Origin of the sequence: Oceanicoccus sp. (genome assembly GCF_029238675.1) — a bacterium.
Lineage (GTDB): Bacteria > Pseudomonadota > Gammaproteobacteria > Pseudomonadales > Dasaniaceae > Oceanicoccus.
In genome coordinates this window covers 103,447-118,087 of sequence record NZ_JAQWFR010000023.1, presented here as the reverse complement: position 1 = coordinate 118,087, position 14,641 = coordinate 103,447, and the positions used below count along the sequence as shown (strand labels likewise).

At 45.8% G+C, this 14,641-nt stretch carries 13 protein-coding genes; 8 read left to right on the top strand and 5 right to left on the bottom strand.

Features of this window, described 5'->3' with window-relative positions; all coding sequences use genetic code 11:
- Positions 1 to 7 precede the first annotated feature (7 nt).
- Together clpA and clpS are read right to left on the bottom strand one after the other, a co-directional pair.
- Positions 8 to 2,275: an ATP-dependent Clp protease ATP-binding subunit ClpA gene (clpA, locus tag P8H32_RS07910; RefSeq protein ID WP_301089089.1), complete on the bottom strand. Its 2,268-nt coding sequence runs from the start codon at positions 2,273 to 2,275 to the stop codon at positions 8 to 10.
- A 103-nt stretch (positions 2,276 to 2,378) separates the two neighbouring features.
- Positions 2,379 to 2,720 (bottom strand): ATP-dependent Clp protease adapter ClpS, encoded by a 342-nt coding sequence (gene clpS, locus P8H32_RS07905; protein WP_301089115.1) that lies wholly within the window; start codon positions 2,718 to 2,720, stop codon positions 2,379 to 2,381.
- A gap of 265 nt (positions 2,721 to 2,985) precedes the next feature.
- On the opposite strand from clpS, the gene cspD reads away from it, so the two are divergent.
- A complete protein-coding gene (gene cspD, locus P8H32_RS07900) occupies positions 2,986 to 3,258 on the top strand; it encodes a cold shock domain-containing protein CspD (protein WP_301089087.1) in 273 nt (90 codons plus the stop codon).
- Positions 3,259 to 3,369: 111 nt separating this feature from the next.
- On the opposite strand, the gene icd is transcribed toward cspD, so the two are convergent.
- Positions 3,370 to 4,632, bottom strand: coding sequence for an NADP-dependent isocitrate dehydrogenase (icd, locus tag P8H32_RS07895; RefSeq protein ID WP_297292724.1), 1,263 nt, complete (start codon positions 4,630 to 4,632; stop codon positions 3,370 to 3,372).
- Positions 4,633 to 4,745: 113 nt separating this feature from the next.
- Positions 4,746 to 7,001, bottom strand: a complete 2,256-nt coding sequence (locus tag P8H32_RS07890; protein WP_301089085.1) for an NADP-dependent isocitrate dehydrogenase — start codon at positions 6,999 to 7,001, stop codon at positions 4,746 to 4,748.
- 165 nt (positions 7,002 to 7,166) lie between these two features.
- On the opposite strand from P8H32_RS07890, the gene P8H32_RS07885 reads away from it, so the two are divergent.
- From P8H32_RS07885 to P8H32_RS07860, 6 genes are all read left to right on the top strand, one after another.
- Positions 7,167 to 7,766, top strand: coding sequence for a pseudouridine synthase (locus P8H32_RS07885; RefSeq protein ID WP_297292726.1), 600 nt, complete (start codon positions 7,167 to 7,169; stop codon positions 7,764 to 7,766).
- Positions 7,767 to 7,799: 33 nt separating this feature from the next.
- Entirely contained in the window at positions 7,800 to 8,240 is a 441-nt protein-coding gene (locus tag P8H32_RS07880; protein WP_297292727.1) for an NUDIX hydrolase, read from the top strand.
- Positions 8,241 to 8,252: 12 nt separating this feature from the next.
- Positions 8,253 to 9,398: a tRNA 2-thiouridine(34) synthase MnmA gene (gene mnmA, locus P8H32_RS07875; RefSeq protein ID WP_301089083.1), complete on the top strand. Its 1,146-nt coding sequence runs from the start codon at positions 8,253 to 8,255 to the stop codon at positions 9,396 to 9,398.
- A 10-nt stretch (positions 9,399 to 9,408) separates the two neighbouring features.
- A complete protein-coding gene (gene hflD, locus P8H32_RS07870; RefSeq protein ID WP_297292729.1) occupies positions 9,409 to 10,035 on the top strand; it encodes a high frequency lysogenization protein HflD in 627 nt (208 codons plus the stop codon).
- Between the two features lie 118 nt (positions 10,036 to 10,153).
- Positions 10,154 to 11,518: an adenylosuccinate lyase gene (purB, locus tag P8H32_RS07865; protein ID WP_301089082.1), complete on the top strand. Its 1,365-nt coding sequence runs from the start codon at positions 10,154 to 10,156 to the stop codon at positions 11,516 to 11,518.
- 32 nt (positions 11,519 to 11,550) lie between these two features.
- On the top strand, positions 11,551 to 12,705 hold the full coding sequence (locus P8H32_RS07860; protein ID WP_297292731.1) for a cupin domain-containing protein: 1,155 nt from the start codon (positions 11,551 to 11,553) through the stop codon (positions 12,703 to 12,705).
- Here P8H32_RS07860 and P8H32_RS07855 read toward each other — a convergent pair.
- Positions 12,702 to 13,013, bottom strand: coding sequence for a Rieske (2Fe-2S) protein (locus P8H32_RS07855; RefSeq protein WP_297292732.1), 312 nt, complete (start codon positions 13,011 to 13,013; stop codon positions 12,702 to 12,704). The genes P8H32_RS07860 and P8H32_RS07855 overlap by 4 nt on opposite strands.
- 158 nt (positions 13,014 to 13,171) lie before the next feature.
- Between P8H32_RS07855 and P8H32_RS07850 the strand changes: the two genes are divergently transcribed.
- The gene (locus P8H32_RS07850) at positions 13,172 to 14,353 is read left to right on the top strand and encodes a patatin-like phospholipase family protein (RefSeq protein WP_297292733.1); all 1,182 of its coding nucleotides are present in this window, start codon (positions 13,172 to 13,174) and stop codon (positions 14,351 to 14,353) included.
- Positions 14,354 to 14,641 lie beyond the last annotated feature (288 nt).

The window sequence follows — 14,641 nt, the reverse complement described above, 5'->3', positions numbered from 1 at the left end:
AGAAGCGCTATGCCAGCGCTTCTTCTTCAACGACTACCAACTCTCCGTCTTCAACCCGAATTGAAACCACACCACCGTGTTGCGACAAGTCTCCGAATAGAACCTTTTCCGCCAGTGGCTTTTTAATGTGCTCTTGAATAATACGGGCCATCGGTCTGGCACCCATATTTTTATCGTAACCTTTTTTGACCAGCCACAACCTGGCGTCTTCATCAACATCCAGCGTTACTCGCTTATCATCCAACTGACTTTGCAGTTCAATTAAGAATTTATCAACAACCGTCAGCACAACCTCTTCTGGCAACGGTTCAAACTGAACAATGGCATCGAGGCGATTGCGGAATTCAGGAGTGAACAAGCGGTTAATCGCTTCCATCGCATCGGTAGTATTATCCTGCTCGGTGAAACCCATCGAGCGACGACTGACACTTTCAGCACCGGCATTGGTAGTCATGATAAAGATCACATTGCGGAAATCCGCTTTGCGACCGTTATTATCCGTTAAGGTACCATGATCCATAACCTGTAAAAGAAGGTTAAACACTTCAGGGTGAGCTTTTTCAATTTCATCTAATAAGACCACTGAATGCGGATGTTTAGTAACAGCTTCAGTAAGTAAACCACCCTGGTCATAACCCACATAACCTGGAGGCGCACCTATTAAACGGGACACCGTATGGCGCTCCATATATTCCGACATATCAAAACGAATTAACTCAAGGCCAAGAATTTTTGATAACTGGTTAGTGACTTCAGTTTTACCCACACCGGTTGGTCCTGCCAACAGGAATGAACCAATAGGTTTTTCAGCAGACTTCAATCCAGCCCGAGCCATTTTAATCGCAGTGGACAAGGTGGTAATCGCATTGTCCTGACCAAACACCACCATTTTTAAATTATCTTCCAGCTTCATTAACGATTCTTTATCGTCAGAAGAAACGGATTTTGGCGGGATGCGAGCAATTTTGGCTACAATGGCTTCAATATCAGGAACGCCAATAACTTTTTTACGTTTACTGGCGCTTTGCAAACGCTGGAAAGCACCTGCTTCATCAATAACGTCAATAGCTTTGTCTGGCATAAAGCGATCATTGATATAACGCTCGGATAATTCCGCTGCAGCTTGCAGGGCTTTATCGTTATAGCGAATATTGTGATGCTCTTCGAAGCGGCTTTTTAAACCTTTTAGGATACGGTAGGTTTCATCCACAGAAGGTTCCAGCACATCCACTTTTTGGAAGCGACGGCTAAGCGCCTTGTCCTTATCAAAAATACCACGGTATTCCTGAAAGGTGGTTGATCCAATACAGCGCATCTGGCCGCTACTTAATAACGGCTTTAATAAGTTCGATGCATCCATTACACCACCGGAAGCAGCACCTGCGCCGATAATGGTGTGAATCTCATCAATAAATAAAATGGAATGATCGCGATTTTTCAAATCCGCTAACAAACCTTTAAAACGCTTTTCAAAATCACCTCGATATTTGGTACCCGCTAACAGCGAGCCCATATCCAATGAGTAGACAACGCTTTCTTTTAAGACCTCTGGCACATCGCCATCAACGATTAATTTGGCAAGGCCCTCAGCAATCGCTGTTTTACCGACACCGGACTCACCCACCAATAGCGGATTATTTTTTCTACGACGCGATAAGATTTGCGAAACACGCTCCACTTCACCCGAGCGACCTACCAAAGGATCAATCCGACCAAGACGAGCTTCTTCATTTAAATTGGTAGCAAAACTCTCCAGCGGGCTTTTTTCACTCTCACCGGTGCCTTGCTCATCATCCGCTGGGGATTGATTATGATCCAGCTCGTGGTCTGACTCGCCAGCCACTTTAGAGATACCATGGGTCAGATAATTCACCACATCAAGACGGGCAACGGCTTGCTGTTTCAGGAAATACACAGCCTGGCTTTCTTGTTCGCTAAATATCGCCACCAGCACATTGGCGCCGGTAACTTCTTTTTTGCCGGAAGATTGAACATGAAATACAGCGCGCTGCAACACTCGCTGGAAGCCCAAGGTTGGCTGAGTTTCACGCTCCACCTCACGCTCAGGGATCAATGGCGTCGTAGAATCGACGAAATCCACCAAATCAGTGCGTAGTTGGGTCAAATCAGCACCACAGGCTGCCATCACATTGGCTGCCACTGCATTGTCGACCAGCGCCAATAACAGATGCTCAACGGTCATAAATTCATGCCGCTTGGTGCGTGCGCCTTTAAAGGCTTGGTTTAATGTCTGCTCCAGATCCTTACTTAACATATCTATACTCCAACTTTGCGGGCCTTAACAACAGCTTTTAGTTATGTCTAAAAACAACATCAATCCAAGACTGCCAACTGGGCTCAAGCCACAGTTTACGGGGCTATTCGCCCTCTGATGCCTCTATTTCTGCCAACAAGGGATGTTCACTGTCCCTCGCATATTGATTCACTTGTGCCGCTTTAGTTTCAGCGATGTCCTTAGTATAAATACCACAAACACCCTTTCCTTGAGTATGTACGGCTAACATCACCTGAGTGGCCTTCTCTCTGCCCATATAAAAAAACGTTTCGAGGATCTCGACAACAAACTCCATAGGCGTGTAATCGTCGTTTAGCAGTACCACTTGATACATGGACGGTGGCTTCAGCTCTGGCCTGGCCTCTGCCAGGGCGACATCCCCATCCCTCTCAATATCGGGGGGAATGTCATCGCCTTCGCCCATACTTAATGTTAGTTGAAGATTTTTGTGTTTACCCATATTCCTACCTTTAAGCACAACAATTACCAAATTAATTGCCCTTATTTTAACTCTATTGGCTATATATCAGCCACAATGCTTGACTATTGGTTAAAAAATGTTAAAAAAGTGACGTTCTATTAGAACTATCAAGGGGGTGTTGGCTAACGTTTTGCGATAACAAACCGTTAAACAACATGATGATATGTAAATATGCCCGTGTACGGGCAATAATAAAAGGACCTTTGCTATGCAAACCGGAATAGTGAAGTGGTTCAACAACGCTAAAGGCTTTGGTTTTATTCTTCCTGAGGGGGGTGGTGCAGATATTTTTGCTCATTACTCTTCTATTGAAATGGGTGGATATAAAACATTGAAAGCTGGTCAAGCTGTATCCTATGAGACTGTGAACGGCCCTAAAGGCCTTCATGCGACCAATATACAAGCTGCCGACTCTGCCAGCGATGCTGAATCTACTGAAGTTACCAAAGCTGTAACAGAAAAGCAGTTAAGCACTGATTAATCGATAACGTACCAGCTCTGTGTATTTCTACAGGCTAAACCGAGAATATCGATTTTTGCACTGGGGCAGTGAAATACGCAAGCTGGTGATTTATTCTGCCGCTATCAACACCTATGCTGAAGGCATTTTGTCGATAATTACATCCCCAAACTCAGAACATTTCAATAAAGTCGCCCCTTCCATCAAGCGCTCAAAATCATAAGTGACCTTTTTAGCCTGTATAGCACCGTTCATACCCTCGATAATTAAGTCAGCCGCTTCATTCCAGCCCAAGTGACGGAGCATCATTTCAGCCGATAGAATTAATGAACCTGGGTTAACCTTATCTTGCCCGGCATATTTAGGGGCTGTACCGTGGGTTGCCTCAAATAAGGCGATGCTGTCACTCAGGTTTGCGCCAGGGGCAATACCAATACCACCCACCTGGGCCGCCAACGCGTCGGAGAGGTAGTCACCGTTAAGGTTCAAAGTAGCAATCACACTATACTCATCAGGGCGCAGCAATACCTGTTGCAGCATGGCATCGGCAATCACATCCTTGATAATAATCTCTTTGCCAGTCACAGGGTTATTAAGACGCATCCAGGGACCACCATCTAACAGCTCGGCACCAAATTCTTCCTCAGCCAACTGGTAGCCCCAATCTTTAAAGGCCCCCTCGGTAAACTTCATAATATTGCCTTTATGAACCAGGGTCAGTGACGGCAAATCCTGGTCAATGGTGTACTGTATGGCTTTGCGTACCAACCGCTGGGTACCCTCTTTAGAGACAGGTTTAATACCGATGCCGCAATTATCAGGGAAGCGAATTTTACTTACACCCATTTCCGCCTGAAGGTACTGAATAATCTTGCTGGCTTGATCCGTGCCAGCCTTCCATTCTATACCTGCATAAATATCTTCGGAGTTTTCACGGAAGATCACCATGTTAGTTTTACCAGGTTCTTTGACGGGAGAAGGCACACCCTCAAACCAACGTACCGGACGCAGGCAGGTATATAAATCCAACTCCTGGCGCAACGCAACATTTAACGAGCGGAAGCCGCCGCCTACCGGTGTGGTTAGTGGGCCTTTGATACCAACGGAATACTCTTTAATAGCATCCAGGGTTTCAGCGGGAAACCAATCGCCGTCATACATTTCGGCGGCTTTCTCACCGGTGAATATTTCCATCCAGCTGATTTTTCTGTTGCCGCCGTAAGACTTTGCCACTGCGGCATCCACGACCTTAATCATCACCGGGCTGATATCAACACCGATACCATCACCTTCAATAAAAGGAATGATGGGCTGATCGGGAACAATTAAAGAACCATCACTATTTACTGAAATTTTCTCCCCTTGTGCGGGAACCTCTATAAATTGGTAAGACATCAGAATCTCCTTTGATAAGTCTGGGAAGTAAGAGATGGAAGTATACTGCCACCTTTATACAGTTAATCAGCACAAACTAAAAGAGCCAGCATAGTGACAGCCCTTTTTTCATTTCAACTAACTAGTCGATTAATACCTGAATAATTGATATTTTCTAACGCATCGTTAAAGGTTGCACTTGGGCGCATAGCTTTTTCAGCCAGGGCATCATCTGGGCGATAGTATGCACCCAGTTCAATAGCTGCACCTTGGGCCGCATTTAACTCTTCAACAATGGCCATTTCATTGCTTGCCAGAATGTTAAATAGAGCTGCAAAAGACCCTTGCAATTGCGCATCATCGGTTTGCTCTGCCAGGGCTTCTGCCCAGTAAAGCGCAAGGTAAAAATGACTACCGCGATTATCTAATTCACCAACCTTGCGAGAGGGCGACTTGTTATTTTGCAATAACTTTGCAGTCGCATCGTCCAGGGTTTTGGCTAGAATTTTAGCTTTTGCGTTATCAGTTTTATCGGCAAGGTCTTCAAGCGAGACGGCCAAAGCCAAAAACTCACCCAGGGAATCCCAGCGTAAGTGCCCTTCTTCCTCAAACTGCTGAACATGTTTAGGGGCAGAACCACCCGCACCGGTTTCAAATAAACCACCACCATTCATCAAGGGAACAATAGATAACATTTTTGCACTGGTACCAAGTTCCATAATGGGGAAAAGGTCAGTCAGGTAATCACGCAGTACGTTGCCGGTAACAGAAATGGTATCTTGACCGAGAATCAAGCGCTCCATGGTATAGCGAATAGCAGAAACAGGATCCATAATCTTAATCACCAGACCATCGGTATTATGATCTGGCAAATACTGCTCAACCTTTTCAATCAACTGAACGTCATGGGCGCGAGCAGTATCTAACCAGAACACTGCCGGTGTATCCGTCGCTCTTGCGCGGTTAACAGCCAGTTTAATCCAGTCTTGAATTGGGCCGTCTTTCGCCTGGCACATTCTCCAGATATCGCCCTCTTCACATTTATGCTGCATAAGCACTGTGTCGTTATTATCTACAATGCGAACAGTACCGTCGCAAGGAAGCTCAAAAGTTTTATCGTGAGAACCATATTCTTCCGCTTTCTTAGCCATTAAACCAACATTGGGAACACTGCCCATAGTGGTTGGATCAAAAGCGCCATGGGTTTTACAGAAATTAATCATTTCCTGATAGAAACGTGCGTAAGTACTTTCAGGAATAACCGCTTTAGTATCATGCAGCTTGCCATCAGGGCCCCACATTTTACCGGAGTCACGAATCATAGCGGGCATAGACGCATCGACAATGACGTCACTGGGTACGTGCAGGTTTGAAATGCCCTTATCAGAATTCACCATCGCTATTGCAGGGCGATCCAGATAACAGGCCTGAATATCGCGCTCAACTTCTGTGCGCCGGGAAGAAGGCAGCTGTTCGATTTTTTCATACACATTACCCAGGCCGCTATTCGCATTTACACCCAGCTCAGCAAAGGTGTCGGCATGTTTTTCAAACAACTCTTTGTAATATACTTTTACCGCATGACCAAATACGATGGGGTGTGAAACCTTCATCATGGTAGCTTTTACGTGCAGTGAGAAAAGCACATCGGTATTTTTAGCGTCTTCAATCTGCTCTTCAAAAAACTGGCAGAGTGCTTTTTTACTCATAAACATGCTGTCGATAACTTCACCGGTCAGCAGAGAGGTTTTCTCTTTCAAAACGGTGGTTTCACCCGCTTTGCTCACCATCTCGATTCTTACATCACAAGGCTTTTCAATAACCACTGACTGTTCACTGGAATAAAAATCACCACCGCGCATATGAGCAACGTGAGTTTTAGAAGCCTGGCTCCAGGCACCCATTTTATGGGGGTTGTTTTTTGCAAACTGTTTTACTGATGGCGGCGCCCGACGGTCAGAGTTACCTTCACGCAATACAGGATTAACCGCGCTGCCTAACACATTGGCATAGCGAGCCTTAATCTCTTTCTCTGCATCGGTCTGTGGCTCTTCAGGGTAATCAGGTACCGCAAAACCCTGACCCTGTAATTCGGCAATAGCCGCCTTAAGCTGGGGGGTTGAAGCACTGATATTCGGTAATTTAATAATATTGGCGTCTGGCTTGAGGGTTAGTTCACCCAATTCAGCCAAGGCATCAGGTATCTTCTGTTCATCACTGAGATTTTCAGGAAAGTTAGCGATAATGCGACCAGAAAGGGAAATGTCTTTTTTCTCAATTACAATATCAGCGGCTTTGGTGAAGGCATTGACGATAGGCAATAATGAATAAGTTGCTAGTGCTGGTGCTTCATCGGTCTTTGTATAAATTATCTTCGATCTTTCTGACATACTATATTCCCGGAATTCAATGAGAATGAGGCAATGAAAGCTTATGCTTGCTTCTTCTTATTAGTCCGCCCCGGTTTTGCGGGCGCGATTATAACAACAAGCAGGAACTTTCGATAGATGATAATATCGTTTAAAACAATCACTTAGCTTAATATCGATCAATAAATGGCCAAAATCATCCTTCTTAACAAACCTTTTAATGTACTTTGCCAGTTTACCGACAAAGAAGGACGCCCCACTCTTGCTGATTTTGTAGATACCAACGGCGTCTATCCCGCCGGTCGACTTGATTATGATTCTGAGGGCCTGGTAGTCCTCACTGATAATGGCAAGTTGCAACACCAGATCAGCCATCCTGACGCCAAAAGCAGCAAAACCTATTGGGTCCAGGTAGAGGGAACCCCCAATCACGTGGACCTTGAGCCCTTGCATAAAGGCATACAACTGAAAGACGGCCTCTGCAGACCCGCTAAAGCCACCCTGATCAAAGAACCAGATATCTGGCCACGTAACCCGCCTGTTAGAGAAAGGGCCTCCATCCCCACCACCTGGCTTGAACTCACTATCAGTGAAGGCCGCAATCGTCAGGTCAGGCGCATGACCGCCGCTATTGGCTTCCCCACTCTGCGGCTGATAAGAGCCACAGTGGGAGACTGGTCCATTGACAATCTAAAGCCCGGCGAATCCAAACAACTGACTATTCATACCCCTGCAAACAATTCACAGCGACCCAGACGTTCAACTCGAGGCAATAGAAGGCTATAATCGCGCATCAGCAATTGGTAACCAGGAATAAAGATGGAATGGCAGCCCCACGTCACCGTGGCTACAGTAGTAGAAAAAGACGGCAAGTATTTATTAGTAGAGGAACGCTGCAACGGCGAACTGGTTTTTAACCAGCCTGCGGGACATTTAGACCCCAACGAAACCCTTGAAGAAGCGGCCGTACGCGAAACCTTCGAAGAAACCGGCTGGCATGTGAAATTAAAAGGCGTGGTAGGTGTTGCTCTTTATACCTCGCCCCACAATCAGGTGACCTATCACCGCACTACCTTTTATGCCACTGCCGAGGAACACGACCCACAGCAGACCCTGGATGATGGTATCCAACAGGCGGTATGGATGAGCTATGAAGAAATGCAAGCCAACAGTGAGCGCATGCGCTCGCACCTGGTTATCCAAAGCATTGAACAGTATCAGCAAGGACATCGCTACCCTATTAACCTCGTGTTTGGTTAAGAGGCTACCCCATTGTCTATAGACTTTAACGCCCCCCTCACAAAAGTCATTGTCGGCATGTCCGGCGGCGTTGACTCGTCTGTATCAGCCCTGCTATTGCAACAACAGGGCTATCAGGTCGAGGGCTTGTTTATGAAAAACTGGGACGAAGATGACGGCACTGAATACTGTACCGCCAAAGATGACCTTGCTGATGCTCAAGCCGTTTCCGACAAACTCGGTATACATTTACATACAGCCAATTTTGCCGCCGAATACTGGGACAATGTTTTTGAGCATTTTCTTGAAGAATATAAAGCAGGCAGAACCCCCAACCCCGACATTCTCTGCAACCGGGAAATTAAATTTAAAGCCTTTTTGGATTATGCGCTGGTATTAGGCGCAGACTTTATTGCAACGGGGCACTATGTCCGCAAACAGCAACAAGGTGATATCGCAAAGCTGGTCAAAGGTCTGGATAACAACAAAGACCAAAGCTATTTCCTGCATGCGGTTAGCGGTAAAGAAATTGCCAAAACACTATTCCCCGTAGGTGAACTGGAAAAACCGGAAGTACGACATATCGCCGAGCAGCACGACCTGATCACCCATAACAAAAAAGATAGCACCGGTATTTGTTTTATCGGCGAGCGACGCTTTAAAGATTTTTTACAGCAATACCTGCCGGCACAACCCGGTGAGATAGAAGATATTGATGGCAATCCTATGGGCCAGCATAGCGGCCTGATGTATCACACCATCGGACAACGTCAGGGCTTAGGTATTGGCGGCGTTAAAGGCGCCGGGGATCAACCCTGGTATGTGGTTGATAAAGACCTGCAGCGTAATGTATTAATTATTGCCCAAGGCAGCCAGCATCCTTGTCTGTTTAAACAAGCGATGTCAGTCAGTAGTATTCACTGGATAGACGGTAACGAGCCAGAACTGCCTTACCGCTGTATGGCCAAGGTACGCTACCGCCAGCAAGACCAAGCCTGTGAAATTATCCGCCAGGACAATGCTTACCAAGTGATATTCGACAAACCCCAGCGGGCCATTACACCGGGGCAATCCGCCGTATTTTATGATGACGAAATCTGCCTGGGCGGCGGCGTTATAGAGCAGGCTTATAACCTGGATCACATTCAAACACCCTCACAGAAACAGCATAATCTTTAGGTCACTATCTTTGGCAATAGACTCCATCACTTCGCAAACTCTCGCTTTAGCAGGCGTCGTACAAACAGCTTATCTAGTAGACCAAATAGCTCGAACAGGCACTGCACCGGCTGAAAGTATCAACCCCTCGCTCAATAGCCTGTTCGCCTTTGATGCTAATAGTACTGAAGCTGTTTACAGCGGTATTCATGGCGTCAAGCTAGGCCTGCAGGTACTAACCGATATCCTTAATGGCGACAAACGCCAGCAATACCGCACGATTATTCGCTACACATTAGGCATGCTCTACCTTCAAAAGAAGTTATCAGCCAATGATGAGCTGTTAAATATTATGCGCAGCCGGCTTGAACATACCTCCATAAAAGCCGAGCACTTTAGTAACAACCCCGCCTCTATCGCCAAAAGTATTGCAGCGATTTACCAGGACACCTTAAGCACCTATAAATTCAGGATCCAGATCAGCGGTAGCATGCAGCAACTGCAAAATAGCCAGAACGCCGATACAATCAGGGCGCTACTCTTAGCCGGCATTCGTAGCGCTGTGCTGTGGCGGCAAACCGGTGGCAGGCGCTGGAAATTAATGCTCAATAGACGCCAACTATTGAATAGCGCCAGAGAGTTACTCAGTACTTTTTAATCAGCATTGATAGACACTGAAATTATAGACACTGAAATTAGCGCTCAAATCATGTATGATTGCGCCCCTTTTCAGGCAATCCCATAATAGACAACCTTTAACAGACACGAGAATTTTCATGGATTTATCAGCACTAACCGCTATCTCTCCTATCGATGGCCGCTATGGCAGTAAAACAGCCTCATTGCGTGGCGTTTTCAGTGAGTTTGGTTTAATTAAAAACCGTGTATTAGTTGAAGTGCGCTGGCTGCAATGCCTGGCTGCACATCCTGGCATTAGCGAAGTTCCCGCTTTTAGTGATAAAGCTAACGCCCTGCTAAACAGCATTACTGACAACTTTTCTGAAGCGGACGCGCTAGCGATCAAAGAAATCGAAAGCACCACTAACCATGATGTTAAGGCTGTTGAGTATTTCCTGAAAAAAGCTGTTGCCGGCAACGAAGAAGTTAATGCTGTCAGTGAGTTTATTCACTTTGCCTGCACCTCTGAAGATATTAACAATCTGTCCCACGCCCTAATGCTTAAAGAAGGCCGCGAGATTATTCTTGAGTCGATGAACGACCTGATTAATAAAATGGTGGAACTAAGCAGCGACTATGCATCTACCCCTATGCTGTCACGCACCCACGGCCAAACCGCCAGCCCATCCACAATGGGTAAAGAATTTGCCAATGTAGTCGCTCGCCTGCGTCGCCAGGTTCAGCAAATCGAGAAGATAGAGTTGCTCGGTAAAATCAACGGTGCAGTAGGTAACTACAACGCTCACCTCTCCGCATACCCGGATATAGACTGGCAGGCCAATGCGCAAACTTTTGTTGAAAGCCTGGGCATCAACTGGAACCCCTACACCACACAAATTGAACCCCACGATTATATTGCCGAATTATTCGATGGTTTTGCCCGCTTCAATACCATCCTGATTGATTTGGACCGTGATATCTGGGCGTATATTTCCATGGGCTTTTTCAAACAGCGCGTTATTGCAGGTGAGGTAGGCTCCTCCACCATGCCCCATAAAGTTAACCCCATTGACTTCGAAAACTCAGAAGGTAATTTAGGTTTGGCCAATGCGGTATTTTCCCATATGGCCACCAAACTACCCGTTTCACGCTGGCAGCGTGACCTGACTGACTCAACGGTATTGCGCAATATGGGTGTTGGTATTGGTTATAGCCTTATTGCTTATGCGGCCACCCTGAAAGGCCTGGGTAAATTGCAAATTAACCCTGACCGCTTAGCAGAAGATCTGGACAATAGTTGGGAAGTTCTGGCAGAACCTATCCAAACCGTTATGCGTCGTTACAATATTGAAGAGCCCTATGAGAAACTCAAAGCGTTAACTCGCGGCCAAACCATTAACCGCGAAACACTGGATGTATTTATTGATACTCTGGATATTCCGGAAGAGGCAAAAGAAAGTCTTAGAAAACTTTCTCCAGACACCTATATCGGCAACGCTATTGCGCAGGCAAAAGACCTATAACCCCCCCACACGTCGTCCCCGCGCAGGCGGGAATGACGAGGTATGAGGAGATAATCGTTATTAATAACTTCGATGCAGACGACTTTCTTCAACATTATTGGCAGCAAAAACCTTTACTGATCAGGCAAGCGATTCCTGATATACAGTCGCCATTATCACCGGACGAACTTGCCGGCCTGGCTTGCGAAGAGGAAGTGGAGTCCAGAATAGTTGTCAATAGAAATGGCAATTACGAGCTGGCACACGGACCTTTTGATGAAGATGTATTTACCTCACTACCTGATAAGGACTGGACCCTACTGGTACAGGCAGTGGATCATTATGATCCAGATGTAGCCAAACTGTTAGATTATTTTAGATTTATTCCCAACTGGCGCATAGACGACATCATGGTGAGTTATGCGCCTGTAAACGGTGGTATTCCAGCTCATGTCGATAACTACGATGTATTCCTGTTACAGGGAGCTGGCACCCGTCAATGGCAGCTGGGCCCCAAATCCGATCATAAAAGCCAAATACAAGATAACGAACAGCTGCGTTTATTGTTAGATTTTCAGGTCGAAGAGGAATGGGTATTAAACCCGGGTGATATGCTTTATGTGCCACCGGGTTATGGTCATAGAGGCACCTCCCTCGACAATGACTGCATGACCTACTCTATCGGTTTTAGAGCGCCCAGCTATAGCGAAATGCTATCGGATTTTTGTGATCATCAAATAAGTCTGCTCAATGAACAAGACCGCTATAGTGACCCACAATTAAAACGGCAACAACACCCCGGTGAAATTACTGACGCAACCATAGAAAAAATTCAGTCACTACTCAAACATTTTACTGAAGATAAACAAGCTATCGCTGAATGGTTTGGTCGCTTTATGACTAGCGAGAAATACCCTGAAGATAATGACAGGTCATATGAAATCAATAATTACAGTGAACAACTGTTACAGCATGAGTACCTTTATCGGGACAATAGCTCCAGGTTCGCCTATACCCAAAGCAATGGCAGTGCAACACTTTATGTTAATGGCGAAGCCTATAACAGCTCATTAGAAACAGCATTACTGCTTGCCAATAACGATCACTACCCTACCCCGGCACTGCCTACAGACACACAAAGCATTAAGCTGATCCAACAACTTATTCGTCAAGGCAGCCTCTATATAGAAGAGACGCCAGCCAATTAAAGCACCACACCGACCTCAGTCCCCTGATAGATCAACTCATAGGTTTTAAGACCACGGCATGGCTCTTCAGTCGCAGCTATTAAATCACCGCTGGCAATATCAAACTGGTAGCCATGCAGTGAACAACGCAAACTCGAACCAACGATATCTGACTCGGATATAGGATGACCACGGTGGGGACAGGTACTTTCCAGTAAATAACGCTCGCCATCCACTTGCAATAAAATCAAATTATATTGATCAATTTTAAAAACCTTGCGATAGCTGTCGTGGAGGTTGATCAGTTTATCCAGTGAATAAAAACGCATAGCGAAAATCCGGCCCTATCAGTAATCATCAACAATGACTGTACGAAAGCTGGAAAATAAGCAATATGCCGTTAAACTGCAAGTACCATATAAAAAATACAGTAATAACTACACCTAAGAAACCATACCTCAGAAACCATACCTAAGAACCCATACCTATGAATCAAACCAAAGAAGACTCCGGCAGCACACCGCTGGTTGCCAATACCGGTACGGCGTTAATCATGCCCGGTGGCGGCGCTCGGGCCGCTTATCAAGTCGGTGTACTGAAAGCACTTGCAGAAATCACCCGTGACCAATACGACCACCCTTTCCCCATTTTCTGTGGAACTTCCGCCGGCGCACTGAATGCTGTGGCCATTGCCAGTAGAGAGCAAACCTTCCACCAGAGTTGTGCCTGGCTGGAACAACTCTGGTTATCACTAGGCACAGAACATGTCTATCGCAGTGACTGGTCAGGCATTTTTCGTAATGCCTGGCGGCTTCTGGCATCGTTATTTAATTCCGGTATCGCCATTGGTCGCCCTGTAGCGCTGTTGGATAATGCCCCTTTAAAACAATTTCTAAGGGATAAAATAGATTTCTCAGGTATTGGCCGCAACATCAAAGATGGCAAACTCTCTGCAGTATGTGTAACCGCCATGAACTATACCGAAACAGTCTCAGTGAGCTTTTACCAGGGCGGGCCCGAGAATGCAGACTGGCAGCGCTGGCGTCGGCAAGGCATTCCAACCCCCTTGCAATTACGGCATTTACTGGCATCAACGGCCATCCCCACTATTTTCCCACCACAACGCATTGGTCGAAACTACTATGGCGACGGTGCCTTAAGACAACTAGCCCCCATTAGCCCTGCTCTGCATCTGGGTGCAAAAAAAGTATTAATTATCAGCACCACAGGCCACAAACGAAATTACGACCGACCCTATAGTCGTATCCACTCCCCGGCCTTTGGCCAGGTCATCGGGCACCTGCTAAATAGCGCCTTTGTGGATAGCCTGGAAACCGATATTGAGTTGCTGGAACAAATGAACCAATTACTGAATATTAGTAACAGTGAGATCACTAATCAGGAAGGCAGGACCTTACGCCCTGTTGATATTCATGTTATTTCACCTTCAGAAGATATTGACGCCCTGGCCGACGAACACTTTAAAGAGCTACCCACTAGTATTAAAACATTTTTAAGGGTTAGCGGCGGTGGCGCCAGTAGCGGCGGCGTCAATATTTCAAGCTATTTACTATTTACGCCTAAGTTCTGCCAGCACCTCATTAACCTGGGTTACAAGGACGGCAAAGATCAGGCGGAAAAGATTTTAGAATTTATAACTAAAGAGTAAATTTTTAAGGTCATATCATTTTTTATGGGATCTTAGAAAGAGTGAAATATTGTTCATTTATAGCAAGAAACCAAGCAAATAAGTCAGAGTTAGCTAAACTTAGTTTTTTATAATGACTAAAAGCTACCTGAACGCATTATGCGCTCAATAAACGAGTAATGCCGACCAATACGATAAGCCTTAATTGCTTGTTACTTTATCTACCGGATAAAACTATGTATTTTGGCAGCTATCGCCAGTAACTTATTGAATTATAATGAATAATAGCTATGGACAGGTATAGGCACT

Bases quoted from the DNA above. Each gene is read 5' to 3' on its own strand.
- purB (WP_301089082.1), top strand. From the start codon at position 10,154: ATGGATTTATCAGCACTAACCGCTATCTCTCCTATCGATGGCCGCTAT.
- clpA (WP_301089089.1), bottom strand. From the start codon at position 2,275: ATGTTAAGTAAGGATCTGGAGCAGACATTAAACCAAGCCTTTAAAGGC.
- icd (WP_297292724.1), bottom strand. From the start codon at position 4,632: ATGTCTTACCAATTTATAGAGGTTCCCGCACAAGGGGAGAAAATTTCA.
- P8H32_RS07850 (WP_297292733.1), top strand. From the start codon at position 13,172: ATGAATCAAACCAAAGAAGACTCCGGCAGCACACCGCTGGTTGCCAAT.
- clpS (WP_301089115.1), bottom strand. From the start codon at position 2,720: ATGGGCGAAGGCGATGACATTCCCCCCGATATTGAGAGGGATGGGGAT.
- cspD (WP_301089087.1), top strand. From the start codon at position 2,986: ATGCAAACCGGAATAGTGAAGTGGTTCAACAACGCTAAAGGCTTTGGT.
- P8H32_RS07860 (WP_297292731.1), top strand. From the start codon at position 11,551: ATGACGAGGTATGAGGAGATAATCGTTATTAATAACTTCGATGCAGAC.
- P8H32_RS07855 (WP_297292732.1), bottom strand. From the start codon at position 13,013: ATGCGTTTTTATTCACTGGATAAACTGATCAACCTCCACGACAGCTAT.
- P8H32_RS07885 (WP_297292726.1), top strand. From the start codon at position 7,167: ATGGCCAAAATCATCCTTCTTAACAAACCTTTTAATGTACTTTGCCAG.
- P8H32_RS07880 (WP_297292727.1), top strand. From the start codon at position 7,800: ATGGAATGGCAGCCCCACGTCACCGTGGCTACAGTAGTAGAAAAAGAC.
- P8H32_RS07890 (WP_301089085.1), bottom strand. From the start codon at position 7,001: ATGTCAGAAAGATCGAAGATAATTTATACAAAGACCGATGAAGCACCA.